21 protein-coding genes are annotated in these 17,062 nt (G+C 72.0%); 9 read left to right on the top strand and 12 right to left on the bottom strand.

Translation table 11 applies throughout. The features are described 5' to 3' along the window. Positions 1-4 precede the first annotated feature (4 nt). Positions 5-892: a GNAT family N-acetyltransferase gene (locus AB0H43_RS09515; RefSeq protein ID WP_359998779.1), complete on the top strand. Its 888-nt coding sequence runs from the start codon at positions 5-7 to the stop codon at positions 890-892. A 31-nt stretch (positions 893-923) separates the two neighbouring features. Here AB0H43_RS09515 and AB0H43_RS09510 read toward each other — a convergent pair whose 3' ends face one another. Then, the gene (locus AB0H43_RS09510) at positions 924-1,334 is read right to left on the bottom strand and encodes an HIT family protein (protein ID WP_359998777.1); all 411 of its coding nucleotides are present in this window, start codon (positions 1,332-1,334) and stop codon (positions 924-926) included. 98 nt (positions 1,335-1,432) lie between these two features. On the opposite strand from AB0H43_RS09510, the gene AB0H43_RS09505 reads away from it, so the two are divergent. Next, positions 1,433-1,975, top strand: a complete 543-nt coding sequence (locus AB0H43_RS09505) for a YbaK/EbsC family protein (RefSeq protein WP_359998776.1) — start codon at positions 1,433-1,435, stop codon at positions 1,973-1,975. Between the two features lie 292 nt (positions 1,976-2,267). Here AB0H43_RS09505 and AB0H43_RS09500 read toward each other — a convergent pair whose 3' ends face one another. Further along, positions 2,268-3,008: a class I SAM-dependent methyltransferase gene (locus AB0H43_RS09500; RefSeq protein WP_359998775.1), complete on the bottom strand. Its 741-nt coding sequence runs from the start codon at positions 3,006-3,008 to the stop codon at positions 2,268-2,270. Next, positions 3,005-3,997: a DMT family transporter gene (locus AB0H43_RS09495; protein ID WP_359998773.1), complete on the bottom strand. Its 993-nt coding sequence runs from the start codon at positions 3,995-3,997 to the stop codon at positions 3,005-3,007. Before AB0H43_RS09495 ends, AB0H43_RS09500 begins: the two co-directional genes overlap by 4 nt. A 105-nt stretch (positions 3,998-4,102) precedes the next feature. Between AB0H43_RS09495 and AB0H43_RS09490 the strand changes: the two genes are divergently transcribed. Further along, complete coding sequence (locus AB0H43_RS09490) at positions 4,103-4,471, top strand: metalloregulator ArsR/SmtB family transcription factor (protein WP_359998771.1); 369 nt, start codon at positions 4,103-4,105, stop codon at positions 4,469-4,471. A 61-nt stretch (positions 4,472-4,532) separates the two neighbouring features. Here the strand turns inward: AB0H43_RS09490 and AB0H43_RS09485 are convergent, their stop codons facing one another. Then, the gene (locus AB0H43_RS09485) at positions 4,533-5,501 is read right to left on the bottom strand and encodes a GNAT family N-acetyltransferase (protein WP_359998769.1); all 969 of its coding nucleotides are present in this window, start codon (positions 5,499-5,501) and stop codon (positions 4,533-4,535) included. A gap of 53 nt (positions 5,502-5,554) precedes the next feature. Between AB0H43_RS09485 and AB0H43_RS09480 the strand changes: the two genes are divergently transcribed. The 5 genes from AB0H43_RS09480 (at position 5,555) to AB0H43_RS09460 (ending at position 9,256) form a co-directional block, all read left to right on the top strand. Continuing rightward, positions 5,555-6,382, top strand: a complete 828-nt coding sequence (locus AB0H43_RS09480; RefSeq protein ID WP_359998767.1) for an aldo/keto reductase — start codon at positions 5,555-5,557, stop codon at positions 6,380-6,382. A 61-nt stretch (positions 6,383-6,443) separates the two neighbouring features. Then, positions 6,444-6,935 (top strand): hypothetical protein, encoded by a 492-nt coding sequence (locus AB0H43_RS09475; protein ID WP_359998765.1) that lies wholly within the window; start codon positions 6,444-6,446, stop codon positions 6,933-6,935. Between the two features lie 40 nt (positions 6,936-6,975). Continuing rightward, positions 6,976-7,953, top strand: a complete 978-nt coding sequence (locus AB0H43_RS09470; RefSeq protein ID WP_359998763.1) for a quinone oxidoreductase — start codon at positions 6,976-6,978, stop codon at positions 7,951-7,953. Next, a complete protein-coding gene (locus AB0H43_RS09465) occupies positions 7,950-8,354 on the top strand; it encodes a DUF3052 domain-containing protein (RefSeq protein WP_359998761.1) in 405 nt (134 codons plus the stop codon). Before AB0H43_RS09470 ends, AB0H43_RS09465 begins: the two co-directional genes overlap by 4 nt. Before the next feature lie 17 nt (positions 8,355-8,371). Further along, on the top strand, positions 8,372-9,256 hold the full coding sequence (locus AB0H43_RS09460) for a hypothetical protein (protein ID WP_359998759.1): 885 nt from the start codon (positions 8,372-8,374) through the stop codon (positions 9,254-9,256). On the opposite strand, the gene AB0H43_RS09455 is transcribed toward AB0H43_RS09460, so the two are convergent. The 7 genes from AB0H43_RS09455 to AB0H43_RS09425 all read right to left on the bottom strand — a co-directional run bounded on the left by AB0H43_RS09455 (position 9,223) and on the right by AB0H43_RS09425 (position 15,043). After that, entirely contained in the window at positions 9,223-9,990 is a 768-nt protein-coding gene (locus tag AB0H43_RS09455; RefSeq protein ID WP_359998757.1) for a phosphotransferase, read from the bottom strand. The genes AB0H43_RS09460 and AB0H43_RS09455 overlap by 34 nt on opposite strands. Before the next feature lie 77 nt (positions 9,991-10,067). Continuing rightward, on the bottom strand, positions 10,068-10,946 hold the full coding sequence (locus AB0H43_RS09450; protein ID WP_359998755.1) for an alpha/beta hydrolase: 879 nt from the start codon (positions 10,944-10,946) through the stop codon (positions 10,068-10,070). Between the two features lie 30 nt (positions 10,947-10,976). Continuing rightward, positions 10,977-11,852 carry a hypothetical protein gene (locus tag AB0H43_RS09445; RefSeq protein WP_359998753.1) on the bottom strand — a complete coding sequence of 292 codons (876 nt, stop codon included), beginning with the start codon at positions 11,850-11,852 and terminating at the stop codon, positions 10,977-10,979. A gap of 25 nt (positions 11,853-11,877) precedes the next feature. Then, positions 11,878-12,099, bottom strand: a complete 222-nt coding sequence (locus AB0H43_RS09440) for a ferredoxin (protein ID WP_359998751.1) — start codon at positions 12,097-12,099, stop codon at positions 11,878-11,880. Next, positions 12,099-13,313 carry a cytochrome P450 gene (locus AB0H43_RS09435; RefSeq protein WP_359998749.1) on the bottom strand — a complete coding sequence of 405 codons (1,215 nt, stop codon included), beginning with the start codon at positions 13,311-13,313 and terminating at the stop codon, positions 12,099-12,101. The genes AB0H43_RS09440 and AB0H43_RS09435 overlap by 1 nt, the downstream gene beginning before the upstream one ends. Before the next feature lie 97 nt (positions 13,314-13,410). Next, on the bottom strand, positions 13,411-14,169 hold the full coding sequence (locus AB0H43_RS09430) for a MerR family transcriptional regulator (RefSeq protein WP_359998748.1): 759 nt from the start codon (positions 14,167-14,169) through the stop codon (positions 13,411-13,413). A gap of 61 nt (positions 14,170-14,230) precedes the next feature. Continuing rightward, positions 14,231-15,043, bottom strand: a complete 813-nt coding sequence (locus AB0H43_RS09425; protein WP_359998746.1) for a class I SAM-dependent methyltransferase — start codon at positions 15,041-15,043, stop codon at positions 14,231-14,233. A 58-nt stretch (positions 15,044-15,101) separates the two neighbouring features. Between AB0H43_RS09425 and AB0H43_RS09420 the strand changes: the two genes are divergently transcribed. Continuing rightward, positions 15,102-16,094 carry a GNAT family N-acetyltransferase gene (locus tag AB0H43_RS09420; protein ID WP_359998744.1) on the top strand — a complete coding sequence of 331 codons (993 nt, stop codon included), beginning with the start codon at positions 15,102-15,104 and terminating at the stop codon, positions 16,092-16,094. Here AB0H43_RS09420 and AB0H43_RS09415 read toward each other — a convergent pair. Then, positions 16,091-17,017 (bottom strand): AraC family transcriptional regulator, encoded by a 927-nt coding sequence (locus AB0H43_RS09415; protein ID WP_359998742.1) that lies wholly within the window; start codon positions 17,015-17,017, stop codon positions 16,091-16,093. The genes AB0H43_RS09420 and AB0H43_RS09415 overlap by 4 nt on opposite strands. Positions 17,018-17,062 lie beyond the last annotated feature (45 nt).

The raw sequence follows: 17,062 nt of genomic DNA, 5'->3' as shown, positions 1-17,062 counted from the left end.
GCCGGTGACTGATCTTGTCCTTCCGCCCGGCTACACCACCCGTCCCGTCCAGGCCCGCGACATCGCCGCGCTGCACGCGCTGATCCAGGCCTGCGAACGGCAGCTGCTCGGGTATGCCGAGAGCGACGCCGACGAGATCCGGGCGGTGCTGGGCCGGCCCGGGCTCGACCCGGCCAGCGACACGGTGCTGGTGACCGGCCCGGACGGCACGGTCGCCGCGTGGGCCTGGGTGAACCGCCGCAGCGACGCCGACGTCCACCCCGCACACCGGGGCCGGGGCATCGGGACCGGGCTGCTCGACTGGATCGAACTCCGCGCCGGTGCGGCGGTGATCAGCCAGACCGTCCCCGACGGCGACCACGCCGCCACCCGGCTGCTGCGCTCGCACGGCTGGACGCCCATGGTGACCTCCTGGCAGTTGGCGATCGCGTTCGACGAGCCGCCCGCGCCGGACGCCCCGGACGGGATCGCCCTGCGGCCGTTCCAGCCCGGCGACGAGCACGACGCGTACACGGTGCTCGAAGACGCCTTCGACGAGTGGCAGCAGCGGCGCAAGTCCTACGAGGAATGGGCGATGCTGACGGTCGGGCGGGATACGTTCGACCCGGCGCGATCGGTCATCGCGACCGCCGGCGGTCAGATCGTCGGCGTGCTGCTCGCGCTGGACCTGCCCGGCATCGCCGACGGCTACATCGAACGCCTCGCCGTACGCGCCGACCACCGGGGCCGGGGCCTGGCCCAGGCGCTGCTGCGGGCCTGCTTCGCCGCGTGCCACGCGGCCGGGCGGCGCTCCTGCGTCGTGTGGACCCACTCCGACACCGGGGCGCTCGGCGTCTACGAACGCGCCGGGATGACCGTACGCCGTAGCTCGACCGTCTACCGCTCGCCTTAGCGGACGGCTCGTCTTCTTCGCGGCGGCTTGCCTAGAGGGCCGCGCGGATCTTGGCTGCCACGTCGTCGGCCTCCTGCGACGAGGCGTACTTGGCGCGGGGCCAGAAGAATCCGCGCAGCCCGTCGCCCTTGGTCCGCGGCACGACATGCGTGTGCAGATGCGGGACGCTCTGCGACACCACATTGTTGACGGCCACGAAACTGCCCTGCCCGCCCATCGCCGACTGCACCGCGACCGCGATCCGCTGCACCTGCGCGAAGTACGGGCCGACGTCCGGCGCGGGCAGGTCGGCCAGCACCGCGATGTGCTCCTTCGGCACGACCAGCGTGTGCCCGGGAAACAACGGGCGGATGTCCAGGAACGCCGTCACCAGATCGTCGGCGTACACAACGGCCGCCGGTTGCCGACCGGCGGCGATCTCGCAGAACAGACAGGTCGCCATCGGCTGCCAGCCTACGCGTATCCGCCGACGCCCCAGCGTTTCCCGGCCGGGACCACGCCGTCACGCAGCCCGGCGGCGGGCGTTCGTATGCTGGCGGGATGACTGACACGCCCATCGGCCGCTTCGACGCGGCCTGGCCCGCGGCCGAGCGCCTGGACCTGCTCGCCCCGCCGGTGGCCGCGGCCCTGTCCGGCTGGGAGCACGCCGGGTCGGTGCTCGTGGTCGACACCGACCCGGCCAACGCCGACACCGCCGTGTTCGGCGAGGTGTACGCCGTGCCGCCGGAGCAGTCGGCGAACTGTGTCGTGGTGGCCGGGCGGCGCGGTGAGAACACCACGATGGCGGCGTGTGTCGTGCTGGCCAGCACCCGGGCCGACGTCAACGGGGTGATCCGCAAACGGCTCGACGCGCGCAAGGCGTCGTTCGCGCCGATGGACGACGCCGTCGAGCAGACCGGCATGGAGTACGGCGGCATCACCCCGATCGGCCTGCCCGCGTCGTGGCCGGTGCTCGTCGACGCCGCCGTCGCCGGTACGCCGTGGGTCGTGATCGGCAGCGGACGCCGGCGCGGCAAGCTGCTCGTGCCGGGCAAACTGCTCGCCGAGCTGGCCGGCGCGGAGGTGCTCCCGCTCGCGGCGTGACCTGCGGGAGCCCGTCACCTGGGACAGGGTGTGACCCGTGTCGCGTTGGGGTGGTCTCGCGTTGCCAACCCATCTCGCGTTGGGGCCGTCTCACGTTGGGGCCGTCTCACGTTATCCGGGAAAACGTCCCCTTCACGCGAGCGATAAGCCGCGTTATCCGGGATAACGCGACGGCCCGACCCGATCGCGACGGCCCGACCCGATCGCGACGGCCCGACCCGATCGCGACGGCCCGACCCGATAACGCGACGGCCTCACCCGATCGCGACGCGCCCACCCGACTGCGACAGAGTCAGGCGGGCCGCATCCGGTATACGCACGTCCGGTAGGGCATGTCGACGACGTCCCGCCCGGCCAGGTCCGGGTGCGTATCGGCCAGCGTGGCGAGGTCCCGGTCCAGCCGCGCCTGCTCGTCGGCGTCGGCGGTCAGGTAGTAGGAGCGCGACCGGGCCAGGTCGACCAGCGCCGCCGGTGGGATCGGCACCGTGTGCTCGAACATGCCGAGCTCCGGCGTGGTGAACCACGGTTCGACCGCCCCATACGGCCAGCCTTCGTCCAAGCCCCAGCCTTCCTGGCCGACGACCTCGGAGAACGCCGCCACCCACGGCGTACGCTCGTCGCGGATGTTCCACATCGGAGCGAACACGCCTTCTGCGCGCAGCACCCGGCGGATCTCCGGCAGCGCCCGCTCGGGCGTGAACCAGTGGTACGCCTGCCCGACGACGACCGCGTCGACGGACGCGTCCGGCAGCGGGATCTGCTCCGCGCTGCCGGACAGCACTTCGACGCCGGGCAGGTTCCCGGCGGCCACCGCCCGCATCTGGTCGTCCGGTTCGACCGCGACCACCTCGTGCCCGGCAGCCACCAGTACGCCGGACAGCAGCCCGGTGCCCGCCCCCAGATCCAGCACCCGCACCGGCCGCTCGCCGAGCACCGGGCGCAGCGCCCAGGTGATCGCCGTCTGCGGATAGGTGGGCCGGATCGTGTCGTAGAGGCGGGCAGCCGAGCCGAAGGACAAGCCTGGGATGGTCATGCCTCGGAGCGTACCGGGACCTGCGCGGCCGACGCCGGGACCGAAACAACCGACGCCGGGACCGAAACAGCCGGCGTGGAGGCCGAGCCTGCGGCCCGGGCGGCGGTGGCGGTCACCCTCCGGTGGACAGCGGCCGCGCCGAGCAGCGCCGCCACGGTGATCGCCGCGCCGAGCAGTTCGACCGCGCTCAGCCGGGCGCCGGTCGCCACCGCCACGAGCAGCGCGATGATCGGCACGAGGTTCATGAACAGGACCGCTGTGGTGGCGCCCAGCGAGCGTACGGCCACCGTCCACACTCCAGCGGCCAGGACCGAGCCGATGACGGCGACGTAGACCAGGTGCGGGGTGACCGCCCACACCGCGGAGATCGCCGGCAGGTGGGCCAGGCCGGTGAGGTCGGCGATCACCGTCACCGCGATCGTCACGCCCGCGCCGCCGATCATGGTCAGGGTGGTGTAGCGCAGCGGGCTCCAGCCGGGGAACTTCCCCGCGCCGTAGGTGAAGATCGACCAGCCGAGCGCCGCGCCCAGCGCCATCAGGTCGCCGAGGCCGAACGCGCCGAATCCGCCGAGCTGTCCCTTCGTGATGACTAGGGCCAGACCGGCGAGGGCGGCCACGGCCAGGGCGAGGATCGCCGGGTGGGGGCGTACGCCGTCCAGGACCCAGCGCAGCAGCTGAGTGAGGATCGGCGAGGTGGCCGCGACCAGGGCGACGTTCTGCGGCGACGTGTAGCCGAGCGCGACGATGAGCAGGATGCTGAACGCGGCGAACCCGGCCGCGCCGTAGCCGGTGGCGGCGAGCAGGCGGCCTTCGTAGCGCAGCGCGCCGCGGCCTTCCCGCCAGACCAGCACCAGGGCGACGACCAGCGCTCCGAGCGCGAACCGCAGACTGCTGAAGTGGTACGCGTCCAGTCGCCGCAGCGCGGCGGCGAGCACGCTGAACTGGACGCCCCAGATGAGTACGGAGGTGAGGGCGGCGGCGCGGCCCATGGCGGTCCCCTTCCAAGCCAGGTATTGTTCGACAAGATCCGAACAAGCTGAGCCTAGGAGCTTGTTCGAGAAAAGTCGAACCAATGACGTGGTGAGGACGATCACGTGACTTCCGCCGTGAACCCCGACGAGCCGGCCCTGACCGAAGTACCGGTCACCGCCGTGCTGTTCGCCCTGTCCGACCCGATCCGCCTGCAGATCGTGGCGACGCTGTCCGGCGGCCACGAGTACGCCTGCGGCCACCTGTTCCCCGACATGCCGAAAGCCACCCGCTCACACCACCTCAAGGTGCTCCGCGAAGCGGGCCTGACCACCACCCGCCGCGAAGGCACCAGTAAATACGTCCGGCTGCGCGCCGGCGAGGTCGCCGAACGCTTCCCCGGCCTGCTCGACGCGGTCCTGCCGGCCACCGACCAGCCGAGCCCAGCCACGACGCCGGCAGCCACGCCGGCCGCGGCCCAGCCCGCTCGCTGATCAAGGCGCCCGGGAATCGATCAGGACGCCCCGGACACGACACACCGGCCGATCACGGCCATCAGTTCATGATCGGCGGGACGGCATCCGGCGGAGAAGGCGGGACAGTCTTTTCGAGCCGGACGTGACCGCCGCGCCGCTGATAGCCGAACCGTGCGTTGATCGCCAGCATCGGCGCGTTCGCCGCGTCGTTGCCCGCCCGCATCGTCGCCACCCCCACCTGCCGCGCGTACCGGATCGTGGCCCGTTTCAGCGCCGACGCCACACCACGGCCACGCCATTCCGGCAGCACCCCGGTGAACGTGTGGTTCATCGAGTCGCTCTCCGGCTGGAACGACACGATCGCCAAACCCACCGCCGCACCGCCGGCGAACGCGAGGAACGCGCCGTCCGCCCGGAACCACCGCCGCCCCAGCACCGCCTCGGCGAAGTCCGCGTACGGCCGCCGGGCCGCGGTCCGCGACCCCGGCATGTCCGGCACCGTCCGCTCGTGCACGTCCCACAACGCCCGCCGGGCCTGCTCACCGTCGCCCAGCGCGGCCAGCGTCGTCACCTCGACGCCCGGCGGGTCCGGCTCCGCCAGCAGCCCCGGGTCCACGTCGGCCACCGTCAAATAGGAGTGATACGCCCGGCGCACTACCCGATACCCGTGACGTGCGGCGAAAGCCGTACCGGTGTCCTCGTCGAACCCGGGCACGACCGCGCCGAGCCGGGTCGCGCCGTGCTCGACGGCGAACCGCTCCACCCGGGTCAGCAGCGCCGAGCCGAGCCCCCGACGCCGACGTCCGGCCGTCACGACGACGTCGACCTGGAACAACCCGGCCGGGTTCGCCGGATCCCAGATCGCGTTCCCATACGCGACCACGCCGCCGGACTCGGCGACCAGCTGCACCGCGATCCGCCCGGCCGGGGCGGTCCGCTCCTGCTCCAGGATGTCCTGCACGGGCACCGGCCGATGCCACACCTCGCCGGCGAGCGCGGCGACGCCCTCGGCATCCCTCTCGAGGGCGTACGCCCGGATGATGGTCACACTCCGCAGCGTTGTCCCGATCCCGCCGCCGGGCAAGTGGAATCATCGGGAGCATGCAGACAGTCACGTTGAACAACGGCGTCGTCATGCCGCAGCTCGGTTTCGGCGTCTGGCAGGTGCCCGACCAACAGGCCCACGACGCGGTCGCCACCGCACTGCGGGCCGGCTACCGCAGCATCGACACCGCCAAGCTGTACTTCAACGAGGAAGGCGTCGGCCGGGCGATCGCCGAGTCCGGGATCGCCCGCGACGAACTGTTCATCACCACCAAACTGTGGAACGACGACCACGACCACGACAAGGTGCTGCGCGCCTTCGACGCCAGCCTGGACAAGCTCGGCCTGGACTATCTGGACCTCTACCTGATCCACTGGCCGGTTCCGCGGCAGGACAAGTACACCGAGGCCTGGCGGACCCTCGTCGAGCTGCAGGAAGCCGGCCGCGTACGCGCGATCGGCGTCTCCAACTTCACCCAGGCCAACCTGACCCGCGTCATCGACGACAGCGGCGTCGTCCCCGCCGTCAACCAGATCGAACTGCACCCGCGGTTCAACCAGGCGGCGCTGCGGGCGTACCACGCCGAGCACGGCATCGCGACCGAGGCGTGGAGCCCCCTCGGGCAGGGCAAGGGACTGCTCGACGACCCCGTCCTGGCCAAGATCGCCGACACGCACGGCCGTACGCCGGCCCAAGTCGTGCTGCGCTGGCACCTGCAACTCGGCAACATCGTCATCCCGAAGTCGGTCACCCCATCCCGGATCGCCGAAAACCTCGACGTGTTCGGCTTCGAACTGTCCGCCCCGGACATGGCCGCGATCGACGGGCTCGACGCCGACGGCCGCATCGGACCCGACCCCGACAAGATGAACTGGATGGGCTGACGGCCGCAGCCGCTCACCGGTGCGGACGGCACGGCTTGATCGGGCGAGGCAGACTAGACCCATGACAGCCCGCATCGCGCTGGTGGCCCTGGTCGACTTCCAGGGCCGGATCCTCGTGCACCTGCACGACGACCAGGCCGCCGACCGGCCCAACCGGTGGAGCCTGCCACACGCGCGCGTCGAGGCCGGGGAGGACCCGGCCACGGCGGGCGCCCGCGTCGCGGCCCAGGTCGCCCACGTCCCCGTCGACGGCGACCTGGAACTGTTCTGGTCCGGATACGCCCCCGGCCACCCCGTGCTGACCGTCGCGTTCTGCGGGCGCACCCACGCCACCCCCGAAGACGTGGCCCAGGTCGTCGAGATCACCCCCGCCGGGGAACTACCCGAACCCACCCGGGTGCACAAGGTGTTCCTGCCCGGCGAGGAGATCCTGTCCGGGCGGGCCTTCACCCTGGCCTCCGGCTACGTGCTGGCCCGCTTCGTCGACTCGCCGCAATACCAGCGCCTCGCCCCCGGCGCCGCCCTGCCGCCCTACCTGCCGGGCCTGGCCTGACCACCGCGCCACCGGCTCCCGCCCGCACTAGGGTGAGGGAATGCATGCGATTGTCGTCGACGCCCCCGGCGGTCCCGAGGCCCTCACCTACACCGAACGCCCCGACCCGCGGCCCGGCCCCGGGCAGGCGCTCGTGCGAGTCGCCACCGCCGGAGTGAACTTCATCGACGTCTACCACCGCGAAGGCCGCTACCCGCTGCCGCTGCCGCTCGTCCCCGGATCCGAAGGCGCCGGCATCGTCGCCGAAGTCGGCGACGGCGTGACCCACGTGGCCCCCGGCGACCGGGTCGCCTGGTGCTCGGTGCCCGGCAGCTACGCCGAACTGGCCGTCGTACCGGAGAAAATGCTGGTGCACGTGCCGTCCGGGGTGGACCTCGACCTCGCCGCCGCCGCGATGCTGCAAGGACTGACCGCGCACTACCTGACCCACTCCACGTACGCCGTTCGCCCCGGCGACCAAGTCCTCGTGCACGCCGCCGCCGGCGGCATGGGACTGCTCCTCACCCAGCTGATCAAACTCCAAGGCGGCCGGGTCATCGGCACCGTGTCCACCGAGGAGAAGGAGAAACTCGCCCGCCAAGCCGGCGCCGACGACGTGATCCGCTACGACCAGACACCCTTCCCGGAACAGGTCAAAGAACTGACCGGCGGCCGCGGCGTCGACATCGTCTACGACGGCGTCGGAGCGTCCACCTTCGAAGGCGACCTGCAATGCGTACGCCCCCGCGCGCTGATCGCCCTCTTCGGCGCGGCCAGCGGCCCGGTACCACCGTTCGACCTGCAACGCCTGTCTGGCCTCGGCTCCCTGTTCGTCACCCGGCCCACCCTCGCCCACTACGTCGCCGACCGCGACGAACTCCTCGGCCGCGCCCACGACCTGTTCAGCTGGATCGCCGGCGGGCAACTACGCATCCAGGTCTCCCAGCGATACCCGCTCAGCCAAGCCCGACGCGCCCACGAAGACCTCGAAGGACGGCGTACCACCGGCAAACTCCTGCTGACCGTGCGATCGGAATGAGCGGCTACTCCGGCACTCCCCTGCCCCGCAAACTCGGCATCACCCCGACAACCCGGCTGGCGGTCCTCCATCGGCCCGCCGGCCTCACCCTCGACCTCGGCGCCACCGCCCGCACCACCCTGCACGGCCCGCTCGACGTCATCCTCACCTTCGTCACCACCCGCGCCGCGCTGCTCGACGACCTCCCCCGAGTACGCACAGCGATGGCCCCCGACGCCGCCTACTGGGTCTGCTGGCCCAAACAAGCCGCCGTCAAGAAAGGCCTCGCCGAACCCACCGACCTCACCGAAGCCGCCATCCGCGACATCGCCCTGCCCACCGGCCTCGTCGACGTCAAAGTCGCCGCCGTCGACGACGTCTGGTCCGCCCTCAAACTCGTCATCCGCCGCGAATTGCGCTGACCCGCTAACCTCAGCCCATGCCACCGGCCGCAGACCCAGCCTGGTCCGCGCTGCCCGCGGCCACCCGGACCGAAGCCCTCTGGCTCGCCGCACACGGCAAAGCCCACCCCGACCCCGCCGTCGCCGCAGCCATCATCACCGCCGCCCGCGGCTCCCGACTTCTGGGCCAGCGCCACCTGCGGGTCACCGTGTGGCTGACCGCCCTCGGATGGGGCGCCGCGGCAGCTGCCCTGTTCCTGCTCGGCGGATCCATCCACGACGCCGGAGCCGCCGACGCGCCCATCATCATCAGCGCCGTCCTCGGCGTCACGGCGTTCTTCGCCGGCGCCGGCCTCAGCGGGCTGCTGCTACGCCGCCACCACAACCCACCGGAGACCGCCGAGACACCGAACCTCCGCGCGCTGATCCAGCAGACCCCCACACCGGCCTGGCCCGAACCGCACACGATCCGCCGCCACTTCCGCACCCTGCCAGTCGTCCTCGCCGCGATACCCATCGCCGCACCGCTCGGCTACCTCCTCGCCCGCCACACCGGCCGGTCCCTGGAACCCGCCCGCGCTGTGCCGACTCTCGTCCTCAGCGCGCTCGCCTACGCCGCCTTCCACCTGATCGACTCGGCCACCCGCCGACGCCGCGCCGGACGCCGCCGCGCTCCGATGCCCATCCGCCTCACCGACGAGGGCATCCGCTTCGGCCGCTTCCGGCGACCCGTGCCGTGGCACGACGTACTCGGCGTCCACCTCACCGGCCCGGCCATCGAATGGACCCTGCGCAACCAGCCCAAGCACGTCCTGGCATACGACGACACCCGCACACCGCCCGAGGAGATCGTGCTGACAGCGCGCGCATACCACGCGGGACTCGGCACTCAGCCGGCCAACGCGAGCAGCCGCAGCGCCTGAGCCTCCAGCGTTCCGGGCGGATTCCGGCGCGCCGCCGGCCCACCCGGCAGCAGCAGATGCAGCCAGAACGCCGCCCACCACACCCGCGCCAGCCGCAACCGCCCGGCATCCAGCCCCAGATCGGCGAACCGCGCGCAGAACAGGTCCGCGTCCACCTCACGCGCCGACAGATGCTCCACCAACGTCGCCAGCTCGTACGCCACATCCGACGCGCCCGCGTCCTCGAAGTCCACCACCCGGACGCGTACGCCGTCCCACAGGTAGTTCGCCAGATTCGGATCCCCATGCCCGACCACCGACGGCGACACCACCGGCAGCGGCGGCACGCCGAGCGCCACGTCGAACGCGTCCCCGGCGACCCCGCCCGGACGCGCCGACCCCGCCAACCGGCGGCGCACCTCATCGCAGCAGTACGCCGGATCGAACCGCCGCAGCGGTAACGACCCGACCGGAACCGACCACAACCGGCGCAACGCCACCTCCAGCGCGTCGAGGCGTACGCCGTCGAGCCGCCCCGACAACGGTTCGCCGGGCAGCACCCTCATCGACAGCCACGGCGGTACGGCGTCCACCCCGGACTCGACCGGACACGGCACCAGATCCGGTGCCGCGACGGCCAACGCCGACAGCACCGTCCACTCCCGCAGGTGCTCGCCGCGATCCCACGAGGCGTACCGCTTGACCAGCACGTCGCCGGTGACGGCGAACCGATGCGTCGAATTCAAGATCGACAAGGGCGGCCCCTTTGAGTCGGTGCGCCGAAGGCGCTCCTGCTAATAGGTCTACGTGGCATCACACCGCGTAGGACGTCCTAGGACACTAGAAATGCGGTCATCGCAGCGGCGTACGCCTCGGGCTCCTCGATCGGAGCGTGCGCGCTGCGCAGCATGACCGCCAATCGCGCGTCCGGCATGCGGTCCACGACGTCCCGGCAGGCGTCCACTCCGACGTTGCGGTCGTAGAGCCCGACGATGACGAGTGTCGGCACGTCCACGTCCGCCAGGTCGTCCAGCAGCGGAGCATCGCGCCGCTCGGCTAGCAAAGCCTGGGAGAACGCCACGTTCCGCGCGAGCCCCTCCTCCTCCGGCAGCCCCGGCGGGCGGCGCGTCGCCGGATCGTGCAACGAGAACCGCGCACCCGTCGGCTCGTCCATCGCCGCCCACAACTCGGCCAGCTCACCGAAGGCGTGATGGCCGAGGGTGAACTCCACGGACGGCGCGGCGGCCCGGAGCCGCTGACGGAACACCGGATCGGCCACCGCGTCCATCGCCGCGAGCCGGTTGTCCCACCGCAGCGGGCCCTGGATCAACGGGGCGACCAGGATCAGCCGGTCCACGCGATCGGGATGGCGCACCGCGTACTCCGCGGCCACCTGCCCGCCGAACGAGAACCCGGCCAACGTCACCGGCGCCAAACCGAGCGCTTCCACCAGACCGTCCAGGTCGGACACGAGGTCGTCGGTCGAATAGCCCGGCGCCGGCCCGGACCGGCCACAGCCCCGCTGGTCGTAGTAGACGACCGGATGCGACGCGGCCAGATACGGGCCGACAGTCTGCTCCAGGATCGCGGCGTTCGCCCCCGGTCCGCCGTGGACGAAGACCACCGGCCGGCCCGGGGCGTCGCTCCCCTCGATCCGGACCCAATGCTCGACGTCGTTGACCGTGATCCGGTGTGGTCCTTCGGGCAGCATGCGTCACTCCCTCTACGGCGTCCTAGGACATCAGATGTGCGGTGGGGTCAGCGCGCTGACCGTGAACGGCTGCCGGACCGGATAGCCGCTGCGCTCGGCGAACATCTGCGAGTTCACCAGCAGCAAGCGCCCGTCGAGGTACGCCGCCGTGGTCGGAGTGTCCGCCACCGGCCGCTCCCACCGCTGGACCACCTTGCCCGTACGCCCGTCGCCGGACAGCGCCAGCGCGGTGAGCCACATCCGGATGACGCCGTCGGCCTCGGAGTTGTCGCAGGCGTACAGGACGTCGTCGACCCAGACCAGGCCGTCCCCGGCGAGGTGCGCTCCCCCGAGATCCACCCGTTCGGCGGTGCCCGTGACGGTGTCGACCCGCCACAGCACCTCCTCCGCCTGGTCGCAGACGATCAGCGTGCCGGGCGTGGGCCCGGGGACGATGCCGTTGAGGAAGCAGTCCGCCGCGTCGGGCGCGCCGAACGGGCCGAGGTCGACGAACTCCTCGGCCGGTCCCACCTCCCCGTCGACGGCCAGCCGCCAGATCACCGGCCGTTTCGAGTCGGTCACATAGGCGTACCCGTCGAGGACGCAGACGTCGTTGAGGCCGGCGACCGGCGCGTCGACCGTGACCCGCGCGGACAGCACGCCGGTGGCCGTGTCGTACGCGAACAGGTGGCCGGTCTCCCAGCCGCAGACCAGCAGGCGCCCGAGCGGGTCGACCGTGAGCCCGAGCGCCTGTGTACGCCCGTCGGCGCCGGCCGGTTGCCACAGCTCCAGCGTGGGCTCGCCGAGGCGGCCGCGGTAGAGGGCGCCGTGCCGGGCGCTGGAGACGTAGAAGACGTCCCCGTGGCCGGCTATGCCCTCGGGCATGATGTCGGGCGGGCCGGGCGGCAGCGAGTAGGTGTCGATCACCCGCCGCACGCTACCCGAGCGACGCTCAGGCGTAGGGGTCGATCAACTCCCCCGTCGTGGCGTCGCGCAGCTCGATCGCCTCCATCGGGCAGTTGGCCGCCGCGTCGCGGACGCGTTCGTCCGGCTCGATCGGCGACGTCACCGGCACCGAGCGGTCGTCCGCGTCGAGCTTGAACCGGTCGCGGGCGACGCCGACGCACATGGCCGAGCCGATGCATTGCGACCGGTCGACGCGGACAGTCCACATCACGCGTCCCACCGGACGGGGAGGGTGGCGACCGACCGCACGATCATCGTCGGCTTGAAGGCGATGTCGCCGTCGTCCGTCGTGATCTGGAAGCCGGGCAGGTTGCGCAGGATTCCCGCCAGGGCTTCCTGCAGCTCCATGCGCGCCAGCTGCGCCCCCAGGCAGTGGTGTACGCCGGCCCCGAACCCGAGGTGCCCGTGCGAGTCGCCGCGGTCGAGGTCGAGGGTGTCCGGGTCGGCGAAGACGCGCGGATCACGGTTGGCGGAGGCGAGTGCGGGCAGCACGGCCTGCCCCGCCGGGATGGTGACGCCGGACAACTCCACCGGCTCGGTGGTAACCCGCGCGATGCCGCCACCGCCCGCGCCGAGTTGCGTGAAGCGCATCAGTTCCTCGACCGCGGCCGGGACCAGTGACGGGTCGGCCTGGAGTGCCGCCCACTGTTCCGGGTGCGCCCGCAGGGTCAGGAGCATCATCACGATCTGGTTGGCCGTCGTCTCGTGCCCGCCGATGAGCAGCGACACGCCGAGATTGACCAGTTCGGCTTCGGACAGCCGATCGCTGTTGTCGCGGGCGTTGATGAGGGCGGTCATCAGGTCGTCGGCCGGATGCCTGCGCTTGTCGGCGATCAGCTCGGACAGGTAGCCCTGCAGGCTCTCGAAGGCGGCCGAGATGATCGCCGGGTCGCGGCTGCGGTCGCCCATCACGGAGTCGGACCAGCCGTGGAACCGATACTGATCGGACTCCGGCACGCCGAGCAGCTCGCAGATGACGCGTACGGGCAACGCCAGGCTGAAGTTGTGCACCAGGTCGGCGGGTTGCGGCAGCTTCCGCAGGGCGAGCAGCAGATCGTCGACGATGGACACCACCCGGGGCCGCAGCTGCTCCACCCGCCGGGCGGTGAACGCGCCGGCGACGAGCCGCCGCAACCGGGTGTGCTCGGGCGGATCCATGCCGATGATGGACTCGCTCGCCAACCGGCCCAGTCCGGATTCGACCGCGCCCGCGACGGCCTGCGCCCGGGAGAAACGCGGATCGGTGAGCACCTGGCGTACGTCGGCGTGCCGGGTGACGAGCCAGGCGGTGGCGCCGTCGGGGAAGACGACCGGCGCCACCGGCTGCTCTTCCCGCAGCTCGCCCAGCTCGGGCGAGGGGTGGTACAGCGACGGCGGTTCGGCGAACGGAAACGAGACAGGCGACCGGTCGGCCATGGTCATCACGACCCCCTCGTGGCGGTTACCCGGCCGACGCTAGCAATAAATGCATCAATTTCTCAATGCGTCCGGCATGAGTGAACTCCACGCCCGCCGGGGGTCAGGCGCGGGTGATCGCGTTCGCCACGATGGCGTCGTGCACATACCGGGCCAGGCCCGGCCGGTGCCCGTCGTAGGTCGCGGTGAACCGCTCGTCGGCCAGGTACAGCTCGGCCAGCCCGGTGTGGATCTCGAACGTGCAGTCGTAGTAGAACTTCGTGATCTGCTGCCGATGCTCCTCCGCCAGCGCCATGCCGTCCTCGCTGTCGGCCGGCACCCCCGCGTCGTACGCGGCGACGAAGCGCTCCAGCAGCTCGGCGGACTCCTGCTGAATCCGCTGCCAGTCGTCCTTGGTGTACCGCTGGGTCCGCCGCGCCGACTCGGCGTACGCGTCGGTGCCGCCCCAGCGCTGCTCGGCCTCCTCGGCGTACCGGTCGGGGTCGAACTCCCCGAACACCTCGAACTTCTCCTCCGGCGTGAGGTTGATGCCCACCTTCTGTGCCTCCAACACGTATTCGACCGCCGCCACCATCTCCCGCAGCCGGGCGATCCGGTCGGTCAGCAACCGGTGCTGGCGGCGCAGATGCTCGGCCGCGTCCGCCTCCGGGTCGTCGAGAATGACGGCGATCTCCTCGAGGGTGAACCCGAGCTCCCGGTAGAGCAGGATCCGCTGCAGGCGGTCCAGGTCGGCGTCGTCGTAGCGGCGGTACCCGGCGCTCGTCCGGCCGCCCGGCGTCAGCAGCCCGATCTCGTCGTAGTGATGCAGCGTGCGTACGGTGACGCCGGCCAGCTCGGCGACCCGGCCCACGGAATAGCTCATGGCCTCTCCCCTCCTTCCACGGACCAGCCTGCCGCCTCCCGTTACGTGAGGGTCAAGTCCCTCAGAAGTCCACCACGAGAATCATGGGCCGGCGGCGGCTCAGGCCGGGGATGCGCTTCAGCCGGGGCGCCAGCCAGCCCGCGAGACCGCGGCCGACCCGGGGCTGCACCTCGCGTACGCCGGAGATCGCCGGTGACAGCGCGCGCAGCCGGGGCAGGTCCTGCGGGCTGACGAACCAGTGCAGCGGCGGCGGCTCGAACGCGCTACGGCCGCGGATGTGGCGGACGACCTGCTGATCGATCGCCGGCGTAATCGCGTCGAAGATCATCCGCCCGCCGGGGAACCGCTCCGCGACGGTGGCGATCAGTCCCTCCGCCTCAGCGGGCTGCAGATACATCATCAGCCCCTGGGCGGTCACCAGCACGCCCCGCGACGGGTCGACCTCGTCCAGCCAGGCCGGATCCAGCGCGGACCCGGCCCACAGCCGCTGCCGGTCCTCCTGCGGCAGCAGCCGCCGGCGCAACTCCACCATGGGCGGCAGATCGACGGTCAGCCAGCGGACCTGCGGATCGCCGACCCGCCAATAGGTCGTCTCCAGCCCTTCGCCCAGCGCGACGACCTGCCCGCCCGGATGATCGCCGAGAAACCGGCGCACCTCGTCGTCGAAGGTCCGCGCCCGCAGTGCCATGATCTGCGGCTGCACCGGGAAACCCACGCCGAACCGGGTTTCGAACGGATAGTCGAACTGCTCGATCAGATGCACCGCCATCGGATCGGGCAGCACGGTGTCCGGCCGCCGAGCCTCGCGTACGCGGTGATAGAGCGTCCACAGCGCGGTCTCCGGCACACCGCTCAGGCCCGGGTCGATCCCCATGATCCAATCGTATCGGCGCGGAGCCCGGCACAGATGCACCGACCGGTAGGGTCGTCGGGTGACCGAAGAGACGGATGTCGCGACCGAGCCGGAGGGTGCGCCGGAGCCAGAGCTCGAAACCACGTGGGACGGGCTGCCGATCGCGCCCGACAACCCGCGCGGCTCGGGCGTCGTGGTCCGCCGTCCCGGCCCGGACGGGGCGCAGTTCCTGCTCCTGCACCGCAGCCACGAAGGCCCGGACTACGAAGGCGACTGGGCCTGGACCTCGCCGTCCGGCGCCCGGCACCCGGGCGAACCGGTGCTGACCGGCGCAGTCCGGGAACTCGCCGAGGAAGCCGGGCTGCTCGGACTGGACCTGCGCCCGGTCGACCTGTCCGGCGGCTGGGCGGTCTTCGCCGCCGAGGTCGACCCGGCCGCGGCCGTCGTCATGATCGACCCCGAGCACGACCGCTTCGAGTGGCTCGCCCGCGACGTCGCGCTCGCCCGGCTCGCCCCCGAGTCGGTCGCCGACAACTTCCGCCGCGGGTCCGGCGTACCGCTGCCCCGCCTGGCGTTCCGGCCGCTGACTCGGGCCGACTTCCCGGCCCTGCTCGGCTGGCTCGCCGAGCCGCACGTCGCCCACTGGTGGCGGCACCGGCCCGACGACCTGGCCTCGATCGAGCGCAAATACGGCCCCCGCGTCGACGGCAACAGCCCCGTGCAGGTGCAGGTGCTGCTCGTCGACGACGTCCCGGCCGGGATCTTCCAGCACTACCGGACCGCCGACTATCCGGCGTACGCGGAGGCCGTGGGCGACGACGACGCCGTCGCGATCGACTACCTCCTCGGCGACCCCGCCCTCGTCGGGCGGGGCGTCGGCCCCCAGGCGATCTGGGCGTACGCCCGCGACGTCGCCCCGGCCGCGCCCCGGGTGCTCGCCTCCCCGGACGCGGCCAACGAGCAGTCGATCCGGGCGCTGCTCAAAGCCGGGTTCCGCTACGAACGCGATGCCGCGGTGGAGGACCGAACCGAAGCGGTCTGCGTCCTCGACCGGGCCCGGATCTTCGGCTAACCCGACCGGCGGTACCGGCCCGGCGGCGACGCGTACTGGCGTTTGAACGCGGCGGTGAAGGCGTACTCGGAGCCGTAGCCGACCCGCCGGGCGATCGCGTGCAGCGGGGCGTCGGTCTGCCGGAGCAGCCTGGCCGCCAGCGTCATCCGCCACCACGTCAGGTACGCCAGCGGCGGCCGCCCGGTCAGTTCGGCGAACCGGCGGGCGAACGGCGCCCGGGACAGCCCGGCCTCGGCGGCCAGCGCGGCGACCGTCCACGGCCGGGCCGGATCGCGATGGACGGCGTCCAGCGCGGCCACCGTCGCGGGATCGCGCAACGCGGCGGCCCAGCCGGTCCGGGTGTCCGGCGCGGCGTCGTCGACCCAGCTGCGCAGGATGAGCAGCAGCAACGTGTCCAGCAGTGCCCGGACCGCCGCGTCGCCGCCGAGCCGGGGCGCGGCCAGCTCGGCCGCGAGCAGGTCGACCACCGTACGCAGCTCGGGGTGCCGGCCGAGGTGCGCCGGAAGATGGATCAGCTCCGGCAGGCTCAGCAGGAACGGATGCGTCAGCGCCCGATCCAGCTCGTACGCCCCGCACAGCGTCACCGTCGCCGGAGCGCCCGGACCGCTCGGCTCGCCCACCACGGCGACGGCGCCGCGCTCACCGGGCGGCCCGGTGGATTCGCACTCCGGCACGGTCACCGGCGTCGACGCGTTGTCGGCGAGGGTGAGCCCGCGCCCGTGCGGCAGGAGCAGGACGTCACCGGGAGCCAGCACCACCGGCCCGGGCTCGACCAGCGTGCACGGTCCACTCAGGATGATCTGGAACCCGGCCGAGCCCGGCACGCCGGCGAACCGCTGCGCCCACGGCGCGTGCCAGGTTACCTGCGCCGACCGGGGCCGGCCCGTCCGCATCACGCTGATCACGTCGCTGAGCACGTCCACGGGCACACTCTCGCACGAGACGATTGCTTAAGTTTTCGGGACTGC

It is taken from the genome of Hamadaea sp. NPDC050747, from assembly GCF_040654195.1.
In the GTDB taxonomy this organism is placed as follows: Bacteria; Actinomycetota; Actinomycetes; order Mycobacteriales; family Micromonosporaceae; genus Hamadaea.
This window is presented reverse-complemented; position numbering and strand designations above follow the sequence as displayed.